This window comes from Staphylococcus massiliensis (assembly GCF_043186315.1).
Taxonomy (GTDB): domain Bacteria; phylum Bacillota; class Bacilli; order Staphylococcales; family Staphylococcaceae; genus Staphylococcus; species Staphylococcus massiliensis.
Map to the genome: position 1 here is coordinate 1,350,899 of NZ_CP171119.1, position 19,680 is coordinate 1,370,578.

Annotated in this window: 21 protein-coding genes and 1 riboswitch; of the genes, 14 read left to right on the plus strand and 7 right to left on the minus strand. The window is 34.3% G+C overall.

Annotation, left to right across the window (positions count from 1 at the left end; genetic code table 11):
- Window positions 1-47 precede the first annotated feature (47 nt).
- Window positions 48-458 carry a YolD-like family protein gene (locus tag ACF3N8_RS06635; protein ID WP_009382004.1) on the minus strand — a complete coding sequence of 137 codons (411 nt, stop codon included), beginning with the start codon at window positions 456-458 and terminating at the stop codon, window positions 48-50.
- 147 nt (window positions 459-605) lie between these two features.
- Between ACF3N8_RS06635 and ACF3N8_RS06640 the strand changes: the two genes are divergently transcribed.
- Window positions 606-1,046 (plus strand): hypothetical protein, encoded by a 441-nt coding sequence (locus ACF3N8_RS06640; RefSeq protein WP_009382003.1) that lies wholly within the window; start codon window positions 606-608, stop codon window positions 1,044-1,046.
- On the opposite strand, the gene ACF3N8_RS06645 is transcribed toward ACF3N8_RS06640, so the two are convergent.
- Window positions 1,036-1,479, minus strand: a complete 444-nt coding sequence (locus ACF3N8_RS06645) for a competence protein ComK (protein WP_009382002.1) — start codon at window positions 1,477-1,479, stop codon at window positions 1,036-1,038. The genes ACF3N8_RS06640 and ACF3N8_RS06645 overlap by 11 nt on opposite strands.
- Window positions 1,480-1,484: 5 nt before the next feature.
- The gene (locus ACF3N8_RS06650) at window positions 1,485-1,955 is read right to left on the minus strand and encodes a sigma-70 family RNA polymerase sigma factor (protein WP_009382001.1); all 471 of its coding nucleotides are present in this window, start codon (window positions 1,953-1,955) and stop codon (window positions 1,485-1,487) included.
- Window positions 1,956-2,294: 339 nt separating this feature from the next.
- On the opposite strand from ACF3N8_RS06650, the gene ACF3N8_RS06655 reads away from it, so the two are divergent.
- The 8 genes from ACF3N8_RS06655 to ribE (ACF3N8_RS06690) all read left to right on the plus strand — a co-directional run bounded on the left by ACF3N8_RS06655 (window position 2,295) and on the right by ribE (ACF3N8_RS06690) (window position 9,887).
- Entirely contained in the window at window positions 2,295-2,534 is a 240-nt protein-coding gene (locus tag ACF3N8_RS06655) for a hypothetical protein (RefSeq protein WP_009382000.1), read from the plus strand.
- Window positions 2,535-2,758: 224 nt separating this feature from the next.
- Window positions 2,759-2,980, plus strand: coding sequence for a hypothetical protein (locus ACF3N8_RS06660; RefSeq protein ID WP_009381999.1), 222 nt, complete (start codon window positions 2,759-2,761; stop codon window positions 2,978-2,980).
- A 183-nt stretch (window positions 2,981-3,163) separates the two neighbouring features.
- Entirely contained in the window at window positions 3,164-4,042 is an 879-nt protein-coding gene (locus ACF3N8_RS06665) for an N-acetylglucosaminidase (RefSeq protein WP_238093286.1), read from the plus strand.
- A 354-nt stretch (window positions 4,043-4,396) separates the two neighbouring features.
- Window positions 4,397-6,121: an FAD/NAD(P)-binding protein gene (locus ACF3N8_RS06670; RefSeq protein ID WP_009381997.1), complete on the plus strand. Its 1,725-nt coding sequence runs from the start codon at window positions 4,397-4,399 to the stop codon at window positions 6,119-6,121.
- Between the two features lie 163 nt (window positions 6,122-6,284).
- Window positions 6,285-6,414, plus strand: a riboswitch (FMN riboswitch).
- Between the two features lie 118 nt (window positions 6,415-6,532).
- Entirely contained in the window at window positions 6,533-7,576 is a 1,044-nt protein-coding gene (gene ribD, locus ACF3N8_RS06675; RefSeq protein ID WP_238101840.1) for a bifunctional diaminohydroxyphosphoribosylaminopyrimidine deaminase/5-amino-6-(5-phosphoribosylamino)uracil reductase RibD, read from the plus strand.
- Between the two features lie 5 nt (window positions 7,577-7,581).
- Window positions 7,582-8,214 carry a riboflavin synthase gene (gene ribE / locus ACF3N8_RS06680; protein ID WP_009381995.1) on the plus strand — a complete coding sequence of 211 codons (633 nt, stop codon included), beginning with the start codon at window positions 7,582-7,584 and terminating at the stop codon, window positions 8,212-8,214.
- Between the two features lie 11 nt (window positions 8,215-8,225).
- The gene (locus ACF3N8_RS06685) at window positions 8,226-9,407 is read left to right on the plus strand and encodes a bifunctional 3,4-dihydroxy-2-butanone-4-phosphate synthase/GTP cyclohydrolase II (protein WP_009381994.1); all 1,182 of its coding nucleotides are present in this window, start codon (window positions 8,226-8,228) and stop codon (window positions 9,405-9,407) included.
- Between the two features lie 12 nt (window positions 9,408-9,419).
- A complete protein-coding gene (gene ribE, locus ACF3N8_RS06690; RefSeq protein WP_009381993.1) occupies window positions 9,420-9,887 on the plus strand; it encodes a 6,7-dimethyl-8-ribityllumazine synthase in 468 nt (155 codons plus the stop codon).
- A 428-nt stretch (window positions 9,888-10,315) separates the two neighbouring features.
- Here ribE (ACF3N8_RS06690) and ACF3N8_RS06695 read toward each other — a convergent pair whose 3' ends face one another.
- Window positions 10,316-11,449: a proline dehydrogenase family protein gene (locus ACF3N8_RS06695; RefSeq protein WP_238101839.1), complete on the minus strand. Its 1,134-nt coding sequence runs from the start codon at window positions 11,447-11,449 to the stop codon at window positions 10,316-10,318.
- Between the two features lie 533 nt (window positions 11,450-11,982).
- Here ACF3N8_RS06695 and ACF3N8_RS06700 point away from each other — a divergent pair.
- Window positions 11,983-12,318 carry a hypothetical protein gene (locus ACF3N8_RS06700; RefSeq protein ID WP_009381991.1) on the plus strand — a complete coding sequence of 112 codons (336 nt, stop codon included), beginning with the start codon at window positions 11,983-11,985 and terminating at the stop codon, window positions 12,316-12,318.
- Between the two features lie 163 nt (window positions 12,319-12,481).
- Here the strand turns inward: ACF3N8_RS06700 and ACF3N8_RS06705 are convergent, their stop codons facing one another.
- Window positions 12,482-13,795 (minus strand): ISL3 family transposase, encoded by a 1,314-nt coding sequence (locus ACF3N8_RS06705; RefSeq protein ID WP_009385730.1) that lies wholly within the window; start codon window positions 13,793-13,795, stop codon window positions 12,482-12,484.
- Window positions 13,796-14,123: 328 nt separating this feature from the next.
- On the opposite strand from ACF3N8_RS06705, the gene ACF3N8_RS06710 reads away from it, so the two are divergent.
- The 3 genes from ACF3N8_RS06710 to ACF3N8_RS06720 all read left to right on the plus strand — a co-directional run bounded on the left by ACF3N8_RS06710 (window position 14,124) and on the right by ACF3N8_RS06720 (window position 16,583).
- Window positions 14,124-14,939 carry an alpha/beta fold hydrolase gene (locus ACF3N8_RS06710; RefSeq protein WP_009381990.1) on the plus strand — a complete coding sequence of 272 codons (816 nt, stop codon included), beginning with the start codon at window positions 14,124-14,126 and terminating at the stop codon, window positions 14,937-14,939.
- A 156-nt stretch (window positions 14,940-15,095) separates the two neighbouring features.
- Complete coding sequence (locus ACF3N8_RS06715) at window positions 15,096-16,049, plus strand: L-lactate dehydrogenase (protein WP_238100964.1); 954 nt, start codon at window positions 15,096-15,098, stop codon at window positions 16,047-16,049.
- A gap of 123 nt (window positions 16,050-16,172) precedes the next feature.
- Window positions 16,173-16,583: a MarR family transcriptional regulator gene (locus ACF3N8_RS06720; protein ID WP_009381988.1), complete on the plus strand. Its 411-nt coding sequence runs from the start codon at window positions 16,173-16,175 to the stop codon at window positions 16,581-16,583.
- Between the two features lie 65 nt (window positions 16,584-16,648).
- Here the strand turns inward: ACF3N8_RS06720 and ACF3N8_RS06725 are convergent, their stop codons facing one another.
- Entirely contained in the window at window positions 16,649-17,209 is a 561-nt protein-coding gene (locus ACF3N8_RS06725) for a class I SAM-dependent methyltransferase (protein ID WP_009381987.1), read from the minus strand.
- Window positions 17,206-18,159 (minus strand): TIGR01212 family radical SAM protein, encoded by a 954-nt coding sequence (locus ACF3N8_RS06730; RefSeq protein ID WP_238101838.1) that lies wholly within the window; start codon window positions 18,157-18,159, stop codon window positions 17,206-17,208. Before ACF3N8_RS06730 ends, ACF3N8_RS06725 begins: the two co-directional genes overlap by 4 nt.
- Window positions 18,160-18,258: 99 nt before the next feature.
- Here ACF3N8_RS06730 and ACF3N8_RS06735 point away from each other — a divergent pair, with 99 nt between their 5' ends.
- Window positions 18,259-19,443: an MFS transporter gene (locus ACF3N8_RS06735; RefSeq protein WP_009381985.1), complete on the plus strand. Its 1,185-nt coding sequence runs from the start codon at window positions 18,259-18,261 to the stop codon at window positions 19,441-19,443.
- Window positions 19,444-19,680 lie beyond the last annotated feature (237 nt).

Genomic DNA, 19,680 nt, shown 5'->3' on the forward strand with positions numbered 1-19,680 from the left:
TTGTTGAATTGCTTGCGATTATCACTTTTTTAATCGTATATGAGGTGTCATATTATTTCTAAAATATCTGTTATGCGGAGTTTCTGTGTTTGGTTGTTCACTTTCACGATAATTAAATTTTCGTGATGATACACTTTAGAAAGTGATCCTTCAAGTTGGTTGACTTCTCCCTCGCTAAAATATTTAATTTTACATCTAGGTTCGTGGAAAAGCTTAAAACATAACATATGATTTAACTCTGCTAACTGATCTTCACTTAGAAGCGGCTTTGTAATCTTACTTTGATCGTCGATGTGGTTTTGGATAGCATCAAACTGTTCTGGTATCGTGGCGAACGGTGCCCATTTAACCATACCGCGTCCTTTAGGAATTCTAGGGTTTAAATATTGCCTTGGAATATTGCGATAATCCGTTTCATCTTTATATGCATCTGGTAGATTTTGGAAAGTAGTATGCATGATTGATCACCTCGTCATCACTTATTATAAGAACATATGTTCTGTTTGTCTATATCTTTCATGTAAAAATTAAATTAAGATTGTTTAAACCAACCAAAAACTATAAAATATGAACATAATGATTGTTTAATAAAAAAGGGTGACGTAATGGAAAAGGAAGCATTTTATAAGCACGTGCAAAAACAATTATGGTTTTTAAATTTTAAAGAAAAGCAAAAGCTTAAAACTGTCATTCAGCATGACAAAACTGGTGAAAAGGTGGAGCATCAAAATCCGAATGCTTATGCTCAGAACTTTCTCAAGACATATATATTTAAAGATAAACCAGTTACAAAAGGGAATTTGATTTCCGCGTTAGTTGGACTGTTTATTTCTAATATATTAGGACTTGGATTATTCTTGTTCGGATTAATAACATTGTTAAATAGCGTGCACCATTTTATAAGACCGATGAATGATTTAAGTGTTATGAACAATACGTTGATTCTGCTCGGGTCGGTCATCATCATGTTGGTTAGTATCTTTTTCTTAAAAGTTACGATTGGTTATTTTACGAAAAAGCTATTAATGTATAAGTTTAATCAATAGCATAACTTAAAAAATATAACATTAAGCCTTCTTTCCACTTTTTAGACAATAATTGGTAGGGAAGATTAACACTTAACTGAACATTACCTTTAAAATGAATCGTAGTTTCATTTGTAGATTGTTGTGATAAACCTACAACGTTACATAAATTGATATAGGTATTGATAGGTGAACGCTTAGCAAATAAAGGAAGTAACAAAAGGTCATTGTGTACAAATATTGGAAGTAGTTTATTAATATTCAATATTTGTTTAGCGATGGCTTTTTGTGTTTTTAAAGACTTTTGATGTTTGTGGAGGAGCATGTTTAAAAGGTTTACATGTGTCATATCGACTTGAACAGGCTGAGGTTGTTGCATGTAGTATAGATCAAATTGGAAGTCTTGACTGTATGAAGTAGTGAAGTACAACAAAGAATGAGTTGGAACATGCATAGGAATCAAGTCCTTTCATTGAAGAATGCCTGGTATTTAAGTTGAGAGAGGCGCTTGTATTTACGTAGGGTATTTGGAGATTTGTGCATGAATTTAGCAATCTCGTGTAGCTTATAGCCTTGTGACCTTAAGATAAGCCATTGTTTTTCCTCTATTGAGAGTTGGTCGATAAATGCATTAAATTCAGCATGATTAAAGGAGTAGGGTTCTGGAAGGTTTAAAGTAGAATCATAGATATCTTCTAATAAAGGTTCACGATATTGTTTGCGTAGTAAATCAATGAGATAGAAGTTTAGGAAGTGGTAGTAGTAACGTGCTTCGTTATCATTTTTAGAAGGATCATAGTTTTGATAAAGTTGCCAAAGCTTGATAGAGAGTAATTGTTCATATTCATCATAATTATACCTTATATGATACTTATGGAGAAGATGATGTATCATTTTATTATATTTATTGTAAATTTGGTTGAAATTCATAGAGCGTTTGTCCTTTTATTGTGAGCCACAATTCGTATTTCCGGATTAACCAAATTATAGATAAAACAGAATTTGGTGTCATATTGCGAATTGATATTATTCATGTTCGATAGTAAAGTTAAACATCATTTATGATTCAATATGAACGTTTAAAAGGACTTAAGTAATAGATAAGGTTTTTCAAAAGAATAAATTAAAATTAATAAAAGAGGTTTCTCAAATTAAATCGAATTATTAGAAGAAAAAGAGTATTGTGACTATTTATAAAAGGATTTAAAGGCACCATGCCTCATGATAATCTATAAGCAGTTAAATAAAATAAAAGGAGATCGAAATGCAATGCGTATGAACACTATTTTTAGTCACTTCAAGCAAAAGACTTGGTATTTAGAGGACTTCATATTTTTAATTTATTGCATGTTTATTACTGCGTTGGTATTAAGCTTATTTACACCAATCGTTGTTGCGGTTATTGCAGGTCTAATTATTGGTAGCCTTGTGTACGCTGTTGTATTTGAATTAGATATATTTGATTTTGATTCGTTTTTAAAAAATCGAAAGACAAATCAAAAACAATAGATCTAAAGGTTGAGGTTGAGGGTAACTCAACCTCATTTTAGTTCAGAGAAAAGTTGAGCTACATGCGTTAAATCTTTAGCACTAACATGCTTTTGAAGTAACAAAGCATTTGCGAAAACACGCAAATTGGTGTTAAATAAGGGTGTAGAAGAATCGTAAAAATTAACATTTTTGTAGCATATAATCCATCATTTATATAGAGGTTCAGATATGAGGAGGTTTCAATGGATTACGAACACTTAAATTTAGAACATTTCTTCGCGCGTAATGACGAATTAGACAGAATTAAAGATAAATCAGATTTTGTAATGATTAATAATCTAACGAATGAAATGCAATACCGTGATGGTCAAGTCGAAGGTTCCATAGATTTAAATCGTTACTATTATAAAAATCGCTCACAAGCTATGAGTTTCATCATGATGGATTATAAAAGAGAAGAGTAACGAAGTGACGATAAAACTTTAAAGAGGATTAAGTTTTATCGTTTTTTTATTGAAATATTTCCGTTTGTTTGCAATGAAATGTTAAATTAAGTAATAAATTGATGATTCAATAGTAGAGTGATAAAATTAAGCTCTATCATACATATTTTGAAAGTTGGATTTCAGTATTTGAGAGGTGTAGATATGAAACAAGAGAAATCAGGCTCAAAGTTGGCAATCGTCGGATTGTTACTTGCAGTATTAATAGCAGGTATTATCTTTTTCATGATGATTGCAGATCAAATCTTCTTTGAAGATGTTGAAGAGGTCGTTAAAGTTGAGCAGTTAGATACAACATTAGATAAAGCAGCGAAGAAACAAATCAATAATCACACAAGTCAACAAACATCTGATGATAAAAACAAAACTTGGCGAGATGCTGATAGTGAAGAAATAAAAGAAATGCTTGATACCGAACGTATTGCTGATGATAAAGAGCAAAAGTATCAGTTTTTAAATCTCTCAAAATACCAAGGGATTAAAGAAAATAGAATCAAGCGTATGTTACGTGACCGTGAAATGCTTAGAAATCATACGGATGATTTTGTAAAAGCCTCAAAGAAATACAATATTAATGAAGTTTACTTAATTTCTCATGCAATCTTAGAAACAGGCGATAATAAAAGTGAACTTTCTAAAGGTATTGAAATTGATGGTAAAAAATACTATAACTTCTTTGGCGTAGGCGCTAGAGACGAAGCACCAATTAAGACTGGTTCAGAGTACGCTAAGAAAAAAGGTTGGGACACACCTGAAAAAGCTATCGAAGGTGGCGCAGAATTCATTCACAAACATTTCCTATCACGTACTGGTCAAAATACGTTATATAGTATGAGATGGAACCCTAAAAATCCTGGGGAACATCAATACGCTACGGATATTAAATGGGCAGAAAGTAATGCTTCTTTAATCTCAGAATTCTATGAAGATATTAATACAGAAGGTAAGTACTTCACAGTCTTTCATTATAAGTCTGGCGATGGTGATGGTGAAAAAGAGAAAGCATCTATTAAAGACAACTAGATATAAAGAGAAGGTAGTTCAGGTCAATAAGACGTCTGAACTACCTTTTCTATACGTTCTAACTTTACGATTAAAGGGTAATTTATTTAGCAACGTTTTTGCGAGATAAGAAAGCAAAAATGACGATCATCACTGAGATAACTTTTAGTATAAATTTCAAGATTATCACTCCGTTTGTTGTCAGGATTTATAATAGTTTGTAATTTTACTATATCTTAAATTCAGAATCAATGTAAGATATTTGAAATTCTGAATTTGAATGCTTTTGAAAAGGGTATAAATAATGTGAATGAACGTTTGGTATTATAATAAACGTAAATAAAAAACGAAAAAGCTTATAAAGGAATGATATATATGAAGGTAGCCGTTATTGGGACAGGTACTGCAGGCGTCAGTATTCTTAGAGAAATGGTGAAGTACGATAAATTTGAAGATATAGAAATTGATGTTTATGATAATTCTCGCAATATGGGGCAGGGTGTGCCTTTCCAAAATGATAGCGAAGAACTTTTAATTAATTTACCGGCTGACCAAATGTCTTTAAACTTAGAGAACCCGTACGAATTTCGCGAATGGTACGAAAATAAAACCGAACAAAAATATGGGGATGCCACTTACTTACCACGCTATTTATTCGGTCAATATATGAGACATTATTTAAGCGAAATAACTGAAACTTACAAAAATATTAATATAGTAGAAGAAGAAGTCACTCAAATATTTATTGAAGAAGATAAATCGCTAAAGGCAATTATTTATAATGTTTGTACGAATAACGATCACAGTTTATGTAAGCAATACGATTATGTGTTCTTTACGGTTGGTTCACTATCATACAAAGATCCTTACAATTTAAAAGGGAAAAAAGGTTTTATTCCGTCGCCATATCCAACAATCTCAACGCTTGATGACGTTAAAGATAGAGACCGTGTAGCTGTAATTGGAACTGGTTTAGCGAGTATTGACGTTGTACGTTATGTGTTAAAGCATCATGACAAAATGCCAGTTACGATTGCGAGTCGCGGAGGTAAATTACCTAGTGTACGTGGAACAAAATATGATATTGAATTACAACATTTAACACAAGACAACTTCCAAAAACTTAAACTTAAGAACTTTGGCGTCGTACCTTTAAATGAAGTTTTAGATTTATTTAAGAAAGAATGTGATACATTAGGTATTCCGCTTAAAAAATTACTACACCGTAAACAGGGTAATCCAGTGCGTGACTTAAACTACGACTTAAGACACGCAGATGAGGTAGGGCTTTTCCAAAGCTTGATTGAAGAAATTAAAGAAAATATGAATTGGATTTGGAATAGTTTATCGAAAGAGGATCAAAAATTATTTCACACTGAATATAATGGTTATTTAAAAGACAATGCGAACCCTATGCCTACGTCTACAGCTAAGTTATTAATCGATGAAATTCAAATGGGTCGACTGTCTATTAAAAAAGGTGTCGAGAATGTAAGACATTATTATGGTAAGTTTAGAATCAAATATAAAGGCGTTCGAGATGAAGTTCGCTATGATGTCTTAATTAATGCGACGGGTCCAAAGACGCATTTAGATGAGTTAGATAGTGATGACGCGCTCGTTCAAGACATTTATAACCGCCAAATTGTTCAACCACATCCAATGGGCGGTGTACAAATTGTACCAGCTACGAATGAGGTCATTAGTTCTAAATACGGAACGCTAAGTGACTTTAGAGTGATTGGTCAGTTAACGAATGGTGTGAACTACCAACGTAATAGTGTGACAATGATCCTACAACAAGTAAGAACCGCTGTTGAATCCTTATACAAAACAGTAGACGTTAAAGAGAAAGTTTCTGAGTCAAAATCTAAAGATGACAAATCTAAGAAAAAAGAGAAAAAGAAAGCTAAAAAGAAAAAATCTGAAAAAGACGAAAAAGTGAAAAGTAAAAAGTCGCGTAAAGATGACGACTTAGAACAAGACAAGAAAGACAAGAAGAAAGATAAGAAACACAAAAAGAAAAAAGAGAAATCAAAAGACGATAAGAAGAAAGCGTCTAAGAAAGACAGTAAAAAGAAAGATAAGAAAAAGAAATAAGATAAATAATTTTAAAAGGTTGCGGCGGTTACAATCGTCGTAACCTTTTTATTGTTTAACGTGATGATATTTTAGAATTGTAAATAACCTATGAATAAGGTATGATATTGATATCAGAATATTTCTGATTTATCACCTAATAGGGTTTAAATATAATTGAATAGAATTCTTTCGGGGCAAGGTGAAATTCCTAACCGGCAGTAAGTTAAGCCTGCGACCTGCATAATCTTTATGTGGCTGATCTAGTGAGAATCTAGAGCCGACAGTTAAAGTCTGGATGGGAGAAAGAATGAAGATGCTCATTGTAGCATTGTATTAAGTGTGCCTTTTTATAGAATGAAAGGCTTACTTTGTTATACTTTTCAAACCATCACCTGTTATACGTCGGGTGTTTTTTTATGAGGTGATAACATGACGAATTATTTAGAATATGCGATTTCATTGGCAGAAATGGTAGACGGTCAAACAGGTCAAAATCCACCTGTAGGCGCGGTTGTTGTTAAAGATGGCAATATTGTCGGAATCGGTAGCCATTTGAAACAAGGTGAAGCCCATGCTGAAGTTCAAGCGATACATATGGCCTCTGAACGCTGTAAAGGTGCGACGATATATGTGTCTTTAGAGCCTTGTTCACACTATGGTAGTACGCCTCCATGTGCGCTTAAGATTATCGAGGCTGGTATTACAAAGGTCGTTTATGCGACCAAAGACGTTTCTCTTGAGAAAACAGGTCACGATGTACTTGAGGACCACGGGATTGATGTGACGTATCGTCCAAGTGATCGAGCGCATCGATTGTATGACAGTTTCTTCAAATCTAAATCTCAACAAAAGCCAATTGTTACGGTAAAAGTGTCATGCTCGCTAGACGGTAAACAAGCGAATGACCATGGTGAGAGTAAGTGGATTACGAACAAGAAAGTTAAACAAGATGTCTTTAGATTACGTCATGAACATGATGCGATATTAACAGGTCACCAAACTGTCTTAGCGGATGACCCAACTTTAACGACACGTATTGAAGAGGGTAAAAATCCTAAGCGATTTATTTTATCGCGTAAAAGTGATATCCAATTCGACCAGCAAATTTACCAAGATCCAACTCATCCAGTAACTATTATTACTGAGAATGAAAACTTGAAATCGCCATATGAACATATAGAAATTATATATTTACCTAAATGTGAAGTAGAACAGATCTTGAATGTGCTTTTCGAAAGAGGCATTGGTCGTGTGCTTGTTGAAGCGGGCCCTAATGTATCCTCACAATTTCTTACTTCTTCATTTACCAATCAATTCATTCTTTATTATGCCCCGAAACTCATAGGTGGAACTGGTCAATATCAGTTTTATCAGACTGATAATGTGAATCCACTTGACCAAACACCTCAATTTCAAATTATGAATACCCAAATGTTGGATGATAATGTCAAACTCACTTTAAAAAGGAAGTGATACGTATGTTTACCGGTATTATCGAAGAAGTCGGTGAAATAAAACGTATGAATAAAAGTGGTCCTGTCGTTGAGATAACAATAGGCTGTGATAAAATCCTTGAAGATATGCATATCGGTGATTCTATTAGTGTAAATGGGACGTGCTTAACTGTGACGTCTTTTACAAATGAAAGTTTTACTGTCGATATGATTCAAGGTACAGAATCGATTACGTATATCGCCAAATTGAAACAAGGTGACCGCGTGAACCTAGAGCGTGCGCTACTTGCGACCGGACGCTTAGGTGGTCATTTTGTTCAAGGACACGTTGATGGACAAGGGACGATTGCAAGTATTAAAGCGTCAGAGAACGAATGGATTTACACCATTAAATGCGATGAGAAACTTTTAAATCAGATGGTGCAACAAGGTGCCATAGCGGTCGATGGTATAAGTTTAACAATCTTTAAATTAACTCAAACTTATTTTGAAATTCATTTAATTCCTGAAACGCGTAAAGCCACTATTTTAAAAGACAAATCAACTGGCGATCCTGTGCATTTAGAAACGGATATGCTTTTCAAGTATGTAGAAAAGTTATCTCAACAAAAAGGTTCAGAACTAACTAAAGAAAAATTATTAAAATATGGTTTCTGAGGTGTATGAGAATGAAATTTGACACAATAGACGAAGCGATTGCTTCCTTGAAAGCGGGCAACATGGTTATCGTTCTTGATAATGAAGATCGTGAAAATGAAGGTGACTTACTTGCTGTCACTGAATATATGAAAGACGATACGATTAATTTTATGGCTAAAAATGGTAGAGGATTAATTTGCACACCGATATCACGTAAAATAGCTGAGTCACTTCATTTAAATCCAATGGTACAAAATAACAGGGATGTATATGGGACTAACTTTACAGCTAGTATAGACCATAAATCTACGACTACAGGTATCAGTGCACACGAACGCACATTAACAGCTCGAGCATTAATTGATGATGCATCCGAAGCTGTAGACTTTCATCAACCTGGTCACTTATTTCCATTGATTGCAAAAGACCGTGGTGTGATTGAAAGAGAAGGTCATACCGAGGCATGTGTAGATTTAGCGCGTTTATCAGGTGCTAAGCCAGCAGGTGTTATTTGTGAAATCATGAATGAGGATGGCACGATGGCTAAAGGCGAGGACCTACAAAAGTTTAAAGAAACGCATCAGTTAAAAATGATTACCATCACAGACTTAATTAAGTATCGTAAAAAATATGACGCTTTAATTCAAGAAGAAGCTAAAGTTAAAATGCCTACTAAATTTGGCGAATTTGAAATGTATGGCTTTACTTCTATAATTGATAATCAAGAACATGTTGTCATTAGTAAAGGGGATTTAAGAGAAGTTGAAAATGTCCGTATTCATTCGTCTTGCGTAACGGGAGATATCTTCCATAGTGAACGCTGTGATTGCGGCGACCAACTTGAAGCAGCGATGTCGTATATTAATGAACACGGAGGCGCCATCATTTATCTCTCTCAAGAAGGCCGTGGCATTGGTTTAATGAATAAACTTAAAGCATACAAGCTCATCGAAGAAGGACATGATACAGTGTCAGCTAATGAAGCTTTAGGCTTTGAAGCGGATTTAAGAGAATACGGTGTAGCTGCCCAAATCCTTCGTCACTTAGGTATTAAATCGGTTAATTTATTAAGTAACAATCCTGATAAGTTTACTGGTTTAGAAGCCTATGACATAAATATTAATTCGAGAATTGAATTAGTAACAAAGCACAATGAACATAATCATGAGTATTTAATTACAAAAAAAGAAAAAATGGGACATTTAATTTAGGAGGTCATTTAGATGAATTTTGAAGGTAAATTAACAGGTAGTGGATTAAAAGTAGCAATCGTGGTTAGCCGTTTTAACGATTTTATTACGGGTCGCTTACTTGATGGTGCTAAAGATACATTAGTGCGTCATGATGTTAAAGAAGATGACATTGATGTCGCTTATGTACCAGGTGCATTCGAAATTCCACTCGTAGCGAAAAAATTAGCTAAAAGTAATAAATATGATGCAGTAATTACGTTAGGCTGTGTCATTCGTGGTGCAACAACGCATTACGACTACGTATGTAATGAAGTTGCGAAAGGTGTTTCTCATGCGAACCAATCAACTGATACGCCAGTTATCTTCGGTGTTATTACAACTGAGACAATTGAACAAGCAGTAGAACGCGCAGGTACGAAAGCTGGTAATAAAGGTGCTGAAGCTGCAACAGGTGCTATTGAAATGGCAAACTTATTAAAAAGTTTACCTGAAGCATAAGTTGTAATTTGAAATAACGATAGTTGAAATAATGAACCCCCCCAAGGGAGAAAGCGTGCTCCCTTGGGGGGTTTTTGTAATTTCTATATGTGATGGATTTAGTGGACTAGGTATATCCTGGATTAAGTATGATGAGGGGAGTAGGGTGCAAGACTTGATTAGATATTCGTCATCAAGTTTGAAACGGTCTGAGACTTGATTAGATATTCGCCATCAAGTTTGAAACGGTCTGAAACTTGATAAGCATTTACGCATCAAGTTTGAAACGGTCTGAAATTTGATTAGCATTTACGCATCAAGTTTAAATCGGTCTGAGACTTGATTAGGATCACGTCATCAAGTTTCAAGTGCACCCTAAAGCTTGAAATATCTCAAAATTTCTAAAAATGAAAAAACTAGGGATGCACGCATCCCTAGTTATCATCTAATTAGCTTGATTTTTGATTGTTATCAAAATCAGGTGTTACAAATAACTCGCCATTCACTTGTTCGTGAGCTTGGTTTGATTTGTTGTAACCTTCGTATTTATGAAGTTGTTCGTCTTTATTGTCTTTTTTCTTATTCTTACCGAATAATGAAGCAACACCAGCGATTAAACCACCAACGGCCACTGCACCTGCAACTGCTGAACCAACGACAGTTAAAGTTTTAGGTGTTACAAATTCTTTGAATGCTAAGTTAATGTTTTGAGGTCTTTCAGCTAAGCGTCTCATGAAGTATGCAAACCAATCGTCACCGTATGGCACATAAATCGTGAAATTATAGCCTTCTCTAGCAATAGATTCAGCTAACTCGCTTCTGAAACCGTATAACATTTGGAATTCAAAGTGATCTTTATTAACGTTATTATCTTTAGCAAATTGTTTCACATGATTGATAATATCGTGGTCATGTGTTGCGATTGACGTTAAGTTAGTCGCAGTTAATAAGCGTTTCTCGATAATACGGATATAGTTTTGATCGATTTCTTCTTTAGTTTGATATGCAATAGAAGGTAATTCTTTATAAGCACCTTTTACGATACGTAAACGTAAGTCAGGATATTTATCTGCAATTGCTTCAGCGTCATATAAATATGTTTGAATTACTGTTCCTACATTCTTGAACTCGCCGCGTAAGCGATCTAATGTTTCAAGGATGTGATGTAAGCTTGCAAATTTTTCAGTATCAATATTGATGTGGATGTTACCACATTTGTGTGCTTCTAATAAAATTTCTCTTAAATTTTCATATGCAAGTTCTTTGTCGAATTCACTACCTAGTTGGCTAATCTTTAAAGAAATATGTGCATCTACATTGTGTTCATGAATCGCGTTAATCACTTCAATGATTTTGTTTTTAGATTCAATAGTACCCGCTTTGGTATTAACAAACTCCCCTAAGCTATCTACAGATACAGAGATATTCTTTTGATTTAACTCCTTGATAGTTTCAATAACAGACTCGATAGTCTCTCCAGCAACTACTTTGTTTGCCCCCAAACTCGGGCCAAACTTTCTAGCTAACTCGTTTAACGCGGTACTGTTAGAAAGACCAATAAAAAAGCTCTTAAATAAGCCCATGAAAATTCCTCCCATTTCTTTTCTTTTTACTAGTGTATCACGATTCAGAAATGAGGAAAACGTTTTCACATACTTTATTTCAAATTATTGATAATTTTTAGACAATTACTTAACATTTACCGCGTTTGCCTTCGCATCAATAGGTTGCTGCAATACACTGTTTACAACAGGTGCACCACATAATAATAAGATTATGAAAATACATTTTAAGATAAATTTCATAGTTAACTCCTATTAATCGTATTCGTATTCAATTCCAACTTATCATGTATATGTGAATGCCATGATAATCTATTGTAAATTTATATTGATTTATTTTAAAAGTCCTTTTAACCATTATGACAGTGTTTAAGAATCGTTCACTTATTATAAGAAACAATATGTAAATACATCTAACTGTTCCAGTAAATAACGCCTTAGTAATGTAAATTTAGTGTAAATAACACCTTGTAAAATTTACTATATCTTTAAAATTAAATCGTGTTAACCATGGTAAAATATGAATGTAGATTGGAAAAAGGAGTTTTGAGGTTATGTTTAGAGATTTAGGTTTCTACATATTCGGTCATCAACTGGATAAATTTATTCAATATTTTATTTTCGAACTTCTTATTATTACGCTATTAGCAGTTATTGCTACAATCTTTCTTAAGAAGGCATGGGTTATCTTTGCAGTAGTTATCGTATTAAACTTAATCGATATCACGATCATTGCTAACTTTGACGCAGGTGGCCAAGGAATCGGCGCATTCTTCAAAAATTGGTTCACTTTATTCTTAGCAAAATTATTCCCAATGTTCTATGAAATTTTATTAGCAATGTTAATTACAAATTTACCGTTTATGCGTAAGAAATTTAATTTAGCTTAAAAATAAGGGACTTTAAAACCGGCTCTACGTCAAATTCGGTTGGTAAAACCGTAGACGAATGATTTGCTTTTCGCTTTCCTGTGGCGCTCGTTGGGAGCTAAAGCTTCGCTTGGATCTCCCTTACTCACAGAGCCACGGGAGTCTTCAAGCAATCATTCTACACCTATGCTACTTCATGCATAGGTGTTTTTCTTTGTCTAAGTTTATATAAGCGTGACATGAGTAATATTCTGTCTCTAAAGTTTGCGTAATTTCTATAACCATAAGCATTTCTTTTAAGTAATTTTATTTTATTATTTATGCCTTCAATCGGACCGTTAGTTATCATAGGGTGATTTAAAGTATTACATATGAAGGGTAAATACTTCATAAATGATCGCAGTACTCTCATTAAACCTTCTGAAATGTGGTTTTGACGAGATTTATACAGTACTGATCGAAATAAATCAATATCATTATGCTTCAATGCCAGTATTAATTCTTGTCCTATCTCGTAAGTGTTATTGAGCGTATTATCGTTAGATAATAAGTACGAAACGATGTCTTTTTCAGTAATTAAAGTTTTGAATAATCGATGATATTTATAGTTTATAGCGTTAAGATTTAACTTAGGTTTTAAAAGTAGTTTCCAATACCGTTTATATTTATTGTAAAGTGGGCGCCTATTACGTCTAGCTTGATTCATGACTTTAACTCGGGTACGGTTAATCTCACGATTAATTGCCTGAACGATATGAAATCTATCAATAATAACTAAAGCATTAGGGAAAACATCTGATATTAGATCCATGTATGGTTCATACATATCTATACATACTGTCTTAACGCGCTTTCTTGCGTAAAGATCAAACTTCATGAAGTAGTTTTTGAGGTTAAACTTTCTTCTATCACTGACAATGTCAATAATTTGATGAGAAGTACTGTCACAATAGATGAAACTCATTGAAGCATCAACATTTTTAACGCTTTTGAACTCATCCATCATAATGTGCTCAGGCAAATGCGAACCTACTTTATGTCTAATTTCATCAACGGTTTGTTTAATGATTCGAACCACCGTAGGTGATGATACACAACAAGATTCGGCAACAGATTTAATGGAACGTACTTCTCTAACTTTGTCAGCTATAAACATTTTCAAGTTGTTAGATAAGCAACAATACTTATCTACTATAGATGTTTCAGCTACAAAAGTTCGATTACAATTGTGACACAAATAGCGTTGCTTCTTTAATTCTAGTAGACATGGAAACCCACTTAGGCGTGGTAATTTAACATTAATTACTCGAAATCCATGCTTTATAATAGTGCGTTGATGATTAGTGATACCACAGTGTTGACACTTATCAGCTTTGGAAGAGAGAACCCCATAAAGCATTATATAGATTCTTCCTTTTATTTCTTTTTCATCAGTCTTTTCCTCGATGACTAAATTTGGTTCTTTCAATCTTAAGAGTTCTGTTATAAAATTATTCACAGGCGCATTATCTCCTTTTTGTTAGTTTGGTCACTTACAATTATAGAGATAAATGCGTTCTTTTAGTACAAAAAATAATTCGGCTAATGACCTCGAATGAGGTCACCAACCGAATTTATTATAGAGCCTTAAAACCACAGTGAATGCTGTGGTTTTTTATTTGGCTTTTCAAAAAGGGGAAATGTGAAGAATCCTTATCTAATGATGAGTTTTAGACCAGTAAATTTGTGATAATAATAGTAAAGTACCTAAACTTTAAAATGGTTTTTAACATATAAATTTTGATACAATAAAAATGTATGAATTTCTTATAGAAGGGGCTTTAGAGATGTGGAAATGGGAAGCTGAAAAAGAAGCTAAAGGCGTAATCGTCATTACACATAATATGTTAGAGCATACTGGGCGCTATGCTTATTTAATTACGAAATTACGTAGAAATGGCTTTCACGTGATTATGGGAGATTTACCAGGACAAGGCCAAACTTCTCGTATGAATAAAGGGCAAATTGAAAAGTTCGAAGTGTATCACGAACGCGTGCTTGATTGGGTTCGAATCGCTGAAGAATATGAATTACCAGTGTTTGTATTAGGGGTTGGATTAGGCGGTTTAATCTTACTTAATTTATTAGAACGCGTTAAATTAAACCTTGAGGGCGTTATTTTAATATCACCACTTGTTTCATTTAACCAAAGTAACAAGTTCCGAAAGAAAGCACTTGCATCAAATTTTGGAAGTTTAAATAAAGATGCTAAATTTGATATAGGTATTGAATTACACGATTTAACACGTAATTTAGATGTCATTGAAGATGCGAAAGATGATAGCTTAATGATTCGTAAGGTAAGTTATCATTGGTTTAAAGAAGTTATTCACAAGATGAAAGACACGATGGATCATTTAAAAGACGTCCCGCCAATTCCAATGTGTATCATGTATGGTAGTGAAGATGAAATCTCTGATGTTAAAGCGATGGCGCGCCTTCCTAAAGTCTTAAAAACGAACGAAATGTACTTCAAAGTTTGGGAAGGGTTATTCCATGAAATACATAACGAACCAGAAAGGGATTATGTCCTAAGATACATCCTATCATTCTTAAATAATCGTATTTATTCAATTGGCTTTTCAGCGGAAGAAGTTAAATAAAGTATGTCATGAATAGGTGAGAATTTAATGTTCTCGCCTATTTTTTTATGTTTTAAAATTTTATTTGAATAGCATTGAAAAAGCAAAAGATACTTGTTATAATTAGTTTGTGAAATAAATCACATAACTATATGTGAATGGGAGAGGAAAGTAAGTATGGAGTCACAAAAAAGTAAAAAAGTTGTATTAGTAGGTAATGGTGCTGTTGGATCAAGTTATGCATTTGCGATGGTCAACCAAGGTGTTGCAGATGAGTTTGTTATCATTGATTTAAACAAAGAGAAAGTATTAGGGGATGTAATGGATTTAAATCATGGTGCACCTTACGGCATGTCACCTGTGAAAGTTAAAGCGGGTGACTATAAAGACTGTCAGGATGCAGATTTAGTAGTCATTTGTGCAGGGGTAGCTCAAAAGCCTGGTGAAACACGCCTTCAATTAGTAGAAAAAAATACTAAGATCTTTAAATCAATCGTTTCTGAAATCATGGCAAGCGGATTTGATGGTATCTTTTTAATCGCTACAAACCCGGTAGATGTGTTATCTTACGTAACTTTAAAAACATCAGGACTACCTAAAGAACGTGTTATTGGTTCAGGAACTATTCTTGATACAGCGAGATTTAAGTATTTATTAAGTGAGACATTTAACGTATCACCATCAAGTATTCACGCGCAAATTATTGGTGAGCATGGTGACTCAGAATTACCAGTTTGGTCAAATGCGAATATCGCTGGCCAACCACTATATGATATCTTAAAGAACGATCCAGAGAAATCTCAACTCATTGATGAAATTTTTGTTAAGACGCGCGATGCAGCTTATGACATCATTAAAGCAAAAGGCGCGACGTACTACGGCGTAGCTATGGGCTTAATGCACATCACTAAAGCAATCTTACGTAACCAAAATCACGTATTAACGGTTTCAAGTTATTTAGAAGGTGAATATGGAGAAGAAGATGTTTATGTAGGTGTTCCAACTGTCGTTAACAAAAATGGTGCGCGTAATATTATTGAGGTACCACTTAATGAAAAAGAAACAGAACAATTCAATCACTCTGTAAGTGTGTTAAAAGAAATTCAAGATTCAGTTTCACACCTTGTATAAAAGCTTACTTAGTATAATTTACTAAAATGTAGCCTAAAATTAATTATTTAAATAAATATCATGGTTAAAAAATATTATTTTGGGGTATAAACCTATATATATGCTTTATAGGGAGGGCTAAGTATGGCAAGTACACCAAAATATAACGTAAGTGATGTCGTATTACTTGACGAATTACAAAAAGATATCGATACAATCTTTGAGAGTATTGAAAAAGAATATAAATTAACTAAAGACGAATTCTTAATACTTATAACATTATGGCACAAGGGTTCAATGACACTAAAAGAAATGGATAAGTATGTTAAGGTTAAATCATATAAACGTACACGCACTTTTAATGATTTAGTAGAAAAGAAATGGATTTATAAAGAACGCCCTGAAAACGACGAGCGTACAGTTATTATTCATTTCAATGAAGACTTTAAAGATAAAAAAGATGCCCTTGTTACGTATACTTGTGAAGAGATTAAATCTCAAGAAGATGCCTTAGTCAATAACTTAAAAGCAATTATCGATACTTGTAAAATATAAGCCATACAAATAGGGTCGTTGATGATTTGGAATATGACATCCAAACCGTCAACGACCCTGTTTTTTTATGCTCTCTTTTCAATGGCGCAAACAAATGGCGGGTTATTTTTCTGATTAATAAATGCGTACTTAAGTACGTGTGCCTTATCTTGTGGTAATGACTCAAGGTACTGAAGTACATCATCCTTTTCAATTTTACCTTCGTCGTGCCCTGGGTAGATCACGATAACTATGATGCCTTCTACCGTTAAGATATCAAAAATGTTTTTAATCGCCTCTATAGTTGAATGGCTCTTAGTCGTAATGGATTTGTCGCCCTTAGGTAAATAACCTAAGTTAAAGATAGCAGCGTTAATTTGGTGATCGTGATGCGGAATACATGATTTTACGTGCTCGTGACTCTCTTGGAATAGGGTAACGTTTTCAAATGAGGATACTTTGACTTGAGTTGACTTTATCGCAACTTCTTGCACATCAAAGCCGTAAACATGTCCTTCAGGAACCTGTTGAGCTAAAAAATGTGTATCCAAACCATTACCACAAGTTGCATCGATAACAATACTATCTTCAGAAATATGTGATGTGATTAAAGATTTAGCAAAGGGAAGAATGCGTTCAACAATCATTGGATTACCTTTTTCTCGAATTTAGCACCTTGAGCTGAATCACGGTTTGCTAATTCTTTATCAATATCGTTTAGTACTTCCCATTTATTGACACTCCACATTGGTCCGACCATTAAATCGATTGGTCCATCACCTGTAATACGATGTACGATCATTTCTTTAGGTAAAACTTCAAGTTGATCACATACTAAGTTCGTATATTCATCTTGAGTCATAAATTGTAGCATGCCTTTTTCATATTGTTTGACCATTGGCGTGCCTTTTAAAAGATGAAGAAGGTGAATCTTAATGCCTTGGACATCCATTTGCGCAACTTCTTTAGCAGTCTCCATCATCATATCGTAGTCCTCGCCAGGTAGACCGTTGATGATATGTGTACATATATTGATGTTATGTTTGCGTAACTTGGCGATACCTTCGTAATAACAATCCATATCGTGGGCGCGATTAATTAAATCTGATGTTTCTTGGTGCACTGTTTGTAAGCCGAGTTCAACCCATAGATACGTACGCTCATTAAGTTCTGCTAAATATTCAACAACATCATCTGGTAAGCAGTCAGGACGAGTTGCGATAGATAAGCCGACTACGCCTTCTTCACTTAAAGCGGCTTCATATTTTTCACGAAGTACTTCTACAGGTGCGTGCGTATTCGTAAATGCTTGGAAATAAGCAATATACTGACCTTCGTGCCACTTTTCATGCATACGAGACTTAATTTCTTTAAATTGAACTTCGATTGGATCTGCACGATTACCTGCAAAGTCACCACTACCTGCAGCTGAACAGAATGTACAACCACCGTGGGCAACAGTACCATCTCTATTAGGGCAATCGAAACCGCCATCTAAAGCTACTTTAAATATCTTTTGACCGAATTTATTTTTTAAGTGATAATTCCATGTATGATAGCGTTTATCTTCAAAAGCATAAGGAAAATGATTTCCCATAATTTGATATTCCTTTCTGTGATATACTATTTCAAGATTTTAACATATATTATGGTATAGTGGGGATGAATCGACAAAAAAGAGAAAGGAGTCATACACATGAATATGCCTAAGAGTGTTTGGTGGCTCGTAATTGGTATGGCCATTAATATCACTGGTGCAAGCTTTCTATGGCCATTAAATACCATATACATGAAAGAAGAACTCGGTAAGAGTTTAAGTACAGCTGGTGTTGTATTGATGGTCAATTCATTAGGAATGGTCGTTGGTAATCTACTTGGTGGCACGCTTTTCGACAAAATAGGTGGTTTCTTTACCATTATGTTAGGAACCAGTTTAAGTTTGATGAGTACGATATTGCTTAATCTATTCCACGGTTGGCCATGGTATGCGATATGGCTGATTATACTTGGCTTTGGTGGCGGTATGATTGTTCCAGCAATATTCGCTTTAGCTGCAGCTTCTTGGCCAAGAGGTGGACGGACAACGTTTAATGCGATTTACCTCGCGCAGAACATCGGCGTTGCATTAGGTGCAGCACTCGGAGGTATCGTAGCAGAGCTTAGCTTTAACTATATCTTTATGGCTAACTTGCTCATGTATGTAACTTTCTTTTTTATCGCTTTATTTAAATTTAGAATTAAGTACAACGCCACTGTCAAGCAGAATGAAACGTTTGAAGGAATGACGCACGTACAAAACAAAAAGCGTTTTAATGCCTTGATTACATTGTGTGTCATGTTCGTATTATGTTGGATTTGTTATGTACAATGGCAAACAACAATTGCATCATTTACACAATCGCTAAATATATCAATGAGTCAATATAGTTTATTATGGACGATTAATGGTGGCTTAATTTTACTAGGGCAACCGATTATTGCACCGGTCGTTTCAAGATTGAAGCATCGACTGAAATTACAAATGACGATTGGTATCTTCATCTTTATTCTGTCGTTTATCGTAACAAGTTTTGCTCAGCAATTTAGTATCTTCGTTGTCGGTATGGTGATCATGACGTTTGCTGAAATGTTTGTTTGGCCAGCAGTACCTACGATTGCGAACTATTTAGCGCCTAAAGGTCGTGAGGGTGTTTATCAAGGTATCACGAACTCGGCTTCTACTATAGGAAAAGCATTCGGACCACTAATTGGCGGTGTCTTAGTTGATGCATTTAACATGCAAATCATGTTCTTTAGTATGATTGGGTTATTGCTTATCTCATTTATATTCATACAAATATTCGACAGAAAACTTTCACCTTCAGACTTTAAATCATCTTAAACCAATTTCAATACTTGAAATATGAAATGTTTTAAAATAAGATATTAATTGTATAGGAGTAGTAACTTAAAGAGAATTCTTTAGAGAGTTAGTGGTGGTGTAAACTAGCGTATTCTTTTAGGTGAACTTACCAATCGAAATAAAATGTCTAAAATCATCTTAAACGTTTGAGTGCACATATGTGAAAAAGGGTGGTACCGCGGTGTTTCATCGTCCCTTTGAATACTTAAATAGTTT

Bases quoted from the DNA above. Each gene is read 5' to 3' on its own strand.
- ACF3N8_RS06635 (WP_009382004.1), bottom strand. From the start codon at position 458: ATGCATACTACTTTCCAAAATCTACCAGATGCATATAAAGATGAAACG.
- ACF3N8_RS06640 (WP_009382003.1), top strand. From the start codon at position 606: ATGGAAAAGGAAGCATTTTATAAGCACGTGCAAAAACAATTATGGTTT.
- ACF3N8_RS06645 (WP_009382002.1), bottom strand. From the start codon at position 1,479: ATGCATGTTCCAACTCATTCTTTGTTGTACTTCACTACTTCATACAGT.
- ACF3N8_RS06650 (WP_009382001.1), bottom strand. From the start codon at position 1,955: ATGAATTTCAACCAAATTTACAATAAATATAATAAAATGATACATCAT.
- ACF3N8_RS06655 (WP_009382000.1), top strand. From the start codon at position 2,295: ATGCGTATGAACACTATTTTTAGTCACTTCAAGCAAAAGACTTGGTAT.
- ACF3N8_RS06660 (WP_009381999.1), top strand. From the start codon at position 2,759: ATGGATTACGAACACTTAAATTTAGAACATTTCTTCGCGCGTAATGAC.
- ACF3N8_RS06665 (WP_238093286.1), top strand. From the start codon at position 3,164: ATGAAACAAGAGAAATCAGGCTCAAAGTTGGCAATCGTCGGATTGTTA.
- ACF3N8_RS06670 (WP_009381997.1), top strand. From the start codon at position 4,397: ATGAAGGTAGCCGTTATTGGGACAGGTACTGCAGGCGTCAGTATTCTT.
- ribD (WP_238101840.1), top strand. From the start codon at position 6,533: ATGACGAATTATTTAGAATATGCGATTTCATTGGCAGAAATGGTAGAC.
- ribE (WP_009381995.1), top strand. From the start codon at position 7,582: ATGTTTACCGGTATTATCGAAGAAGTCGGTGAAATAAAACGTATGAAT.
- ACF3N8_RS06685 (WP_009381994.1), top strand. From the start codon at position 8,226: ATGAAATTTGACACAATAGACGAAGCGATTGCTTCCTTGAAAGCGGGC.
- ribE (WP_009381993.1), top strand. From the start codon at position 9,420: ATGAATTTTGAAGGTAAATTAACAGGTAGTGGATTAAAAGTAGCAATC.
- ACF3N8_RS06695 (WP_238101839.1), bottom strand. From the start codon at position 11,449: ATGGGCTTATTTAAGAGCTTTTTTATTGGTCTTTCTAACAGTACCGCG.
- ACF3N8_RS06700 (WP_009381991.1), top strand. From the start codon at position 11,983: ATGTTTAGAGATTTAGGTTTCTACATATTCGGTCATCAACTGGATAAA.
- ACF3N8_RS06710 (WP_009381990.1), top strand. From the start codon at position 14,124: ATGTGGAAATGGGAAGCTGAAAAAGAAGCTAAAGGCGTAATCGTCATT.
- ACF3N8_RS06715 (WP_238100964.1), top strand. From the start codon at position 15,096: ATGGAGTCACAAAAAAGTAAAAAAGTTGTATTAGTAGGTAATGGTGCT.
- ACF3N8_RS06720 (WP_009381988.1), top strand. From the start codon at position 16,173: ATGGCAAGTACACCAAAATATAACGTAAGTGATGTCGTATTACTTGAC.
- ACF3N8_RS06725 (WP_009381987.1), bottom strand. From the start codon at position 17,209: ATGATTGTTGAACGCATTCTTCCCTTTGCTAAATCTTTAATCACATCA.
- ACF3N8_RS06730 (WP_238101838.1), bottom strand. From the start codon at position 18,159: ATGGGAAATCATTTTCCTTATGCTTTTGAAGATAAACGCTATCATACA.
- ACF3N8_RS06735 (WP_009381985.1), top strand. From the start codon at position 18,259: ATGAATATGCCTAAGAGTGTTTGGTGGCTCGTAATTGGTATGGCCATT.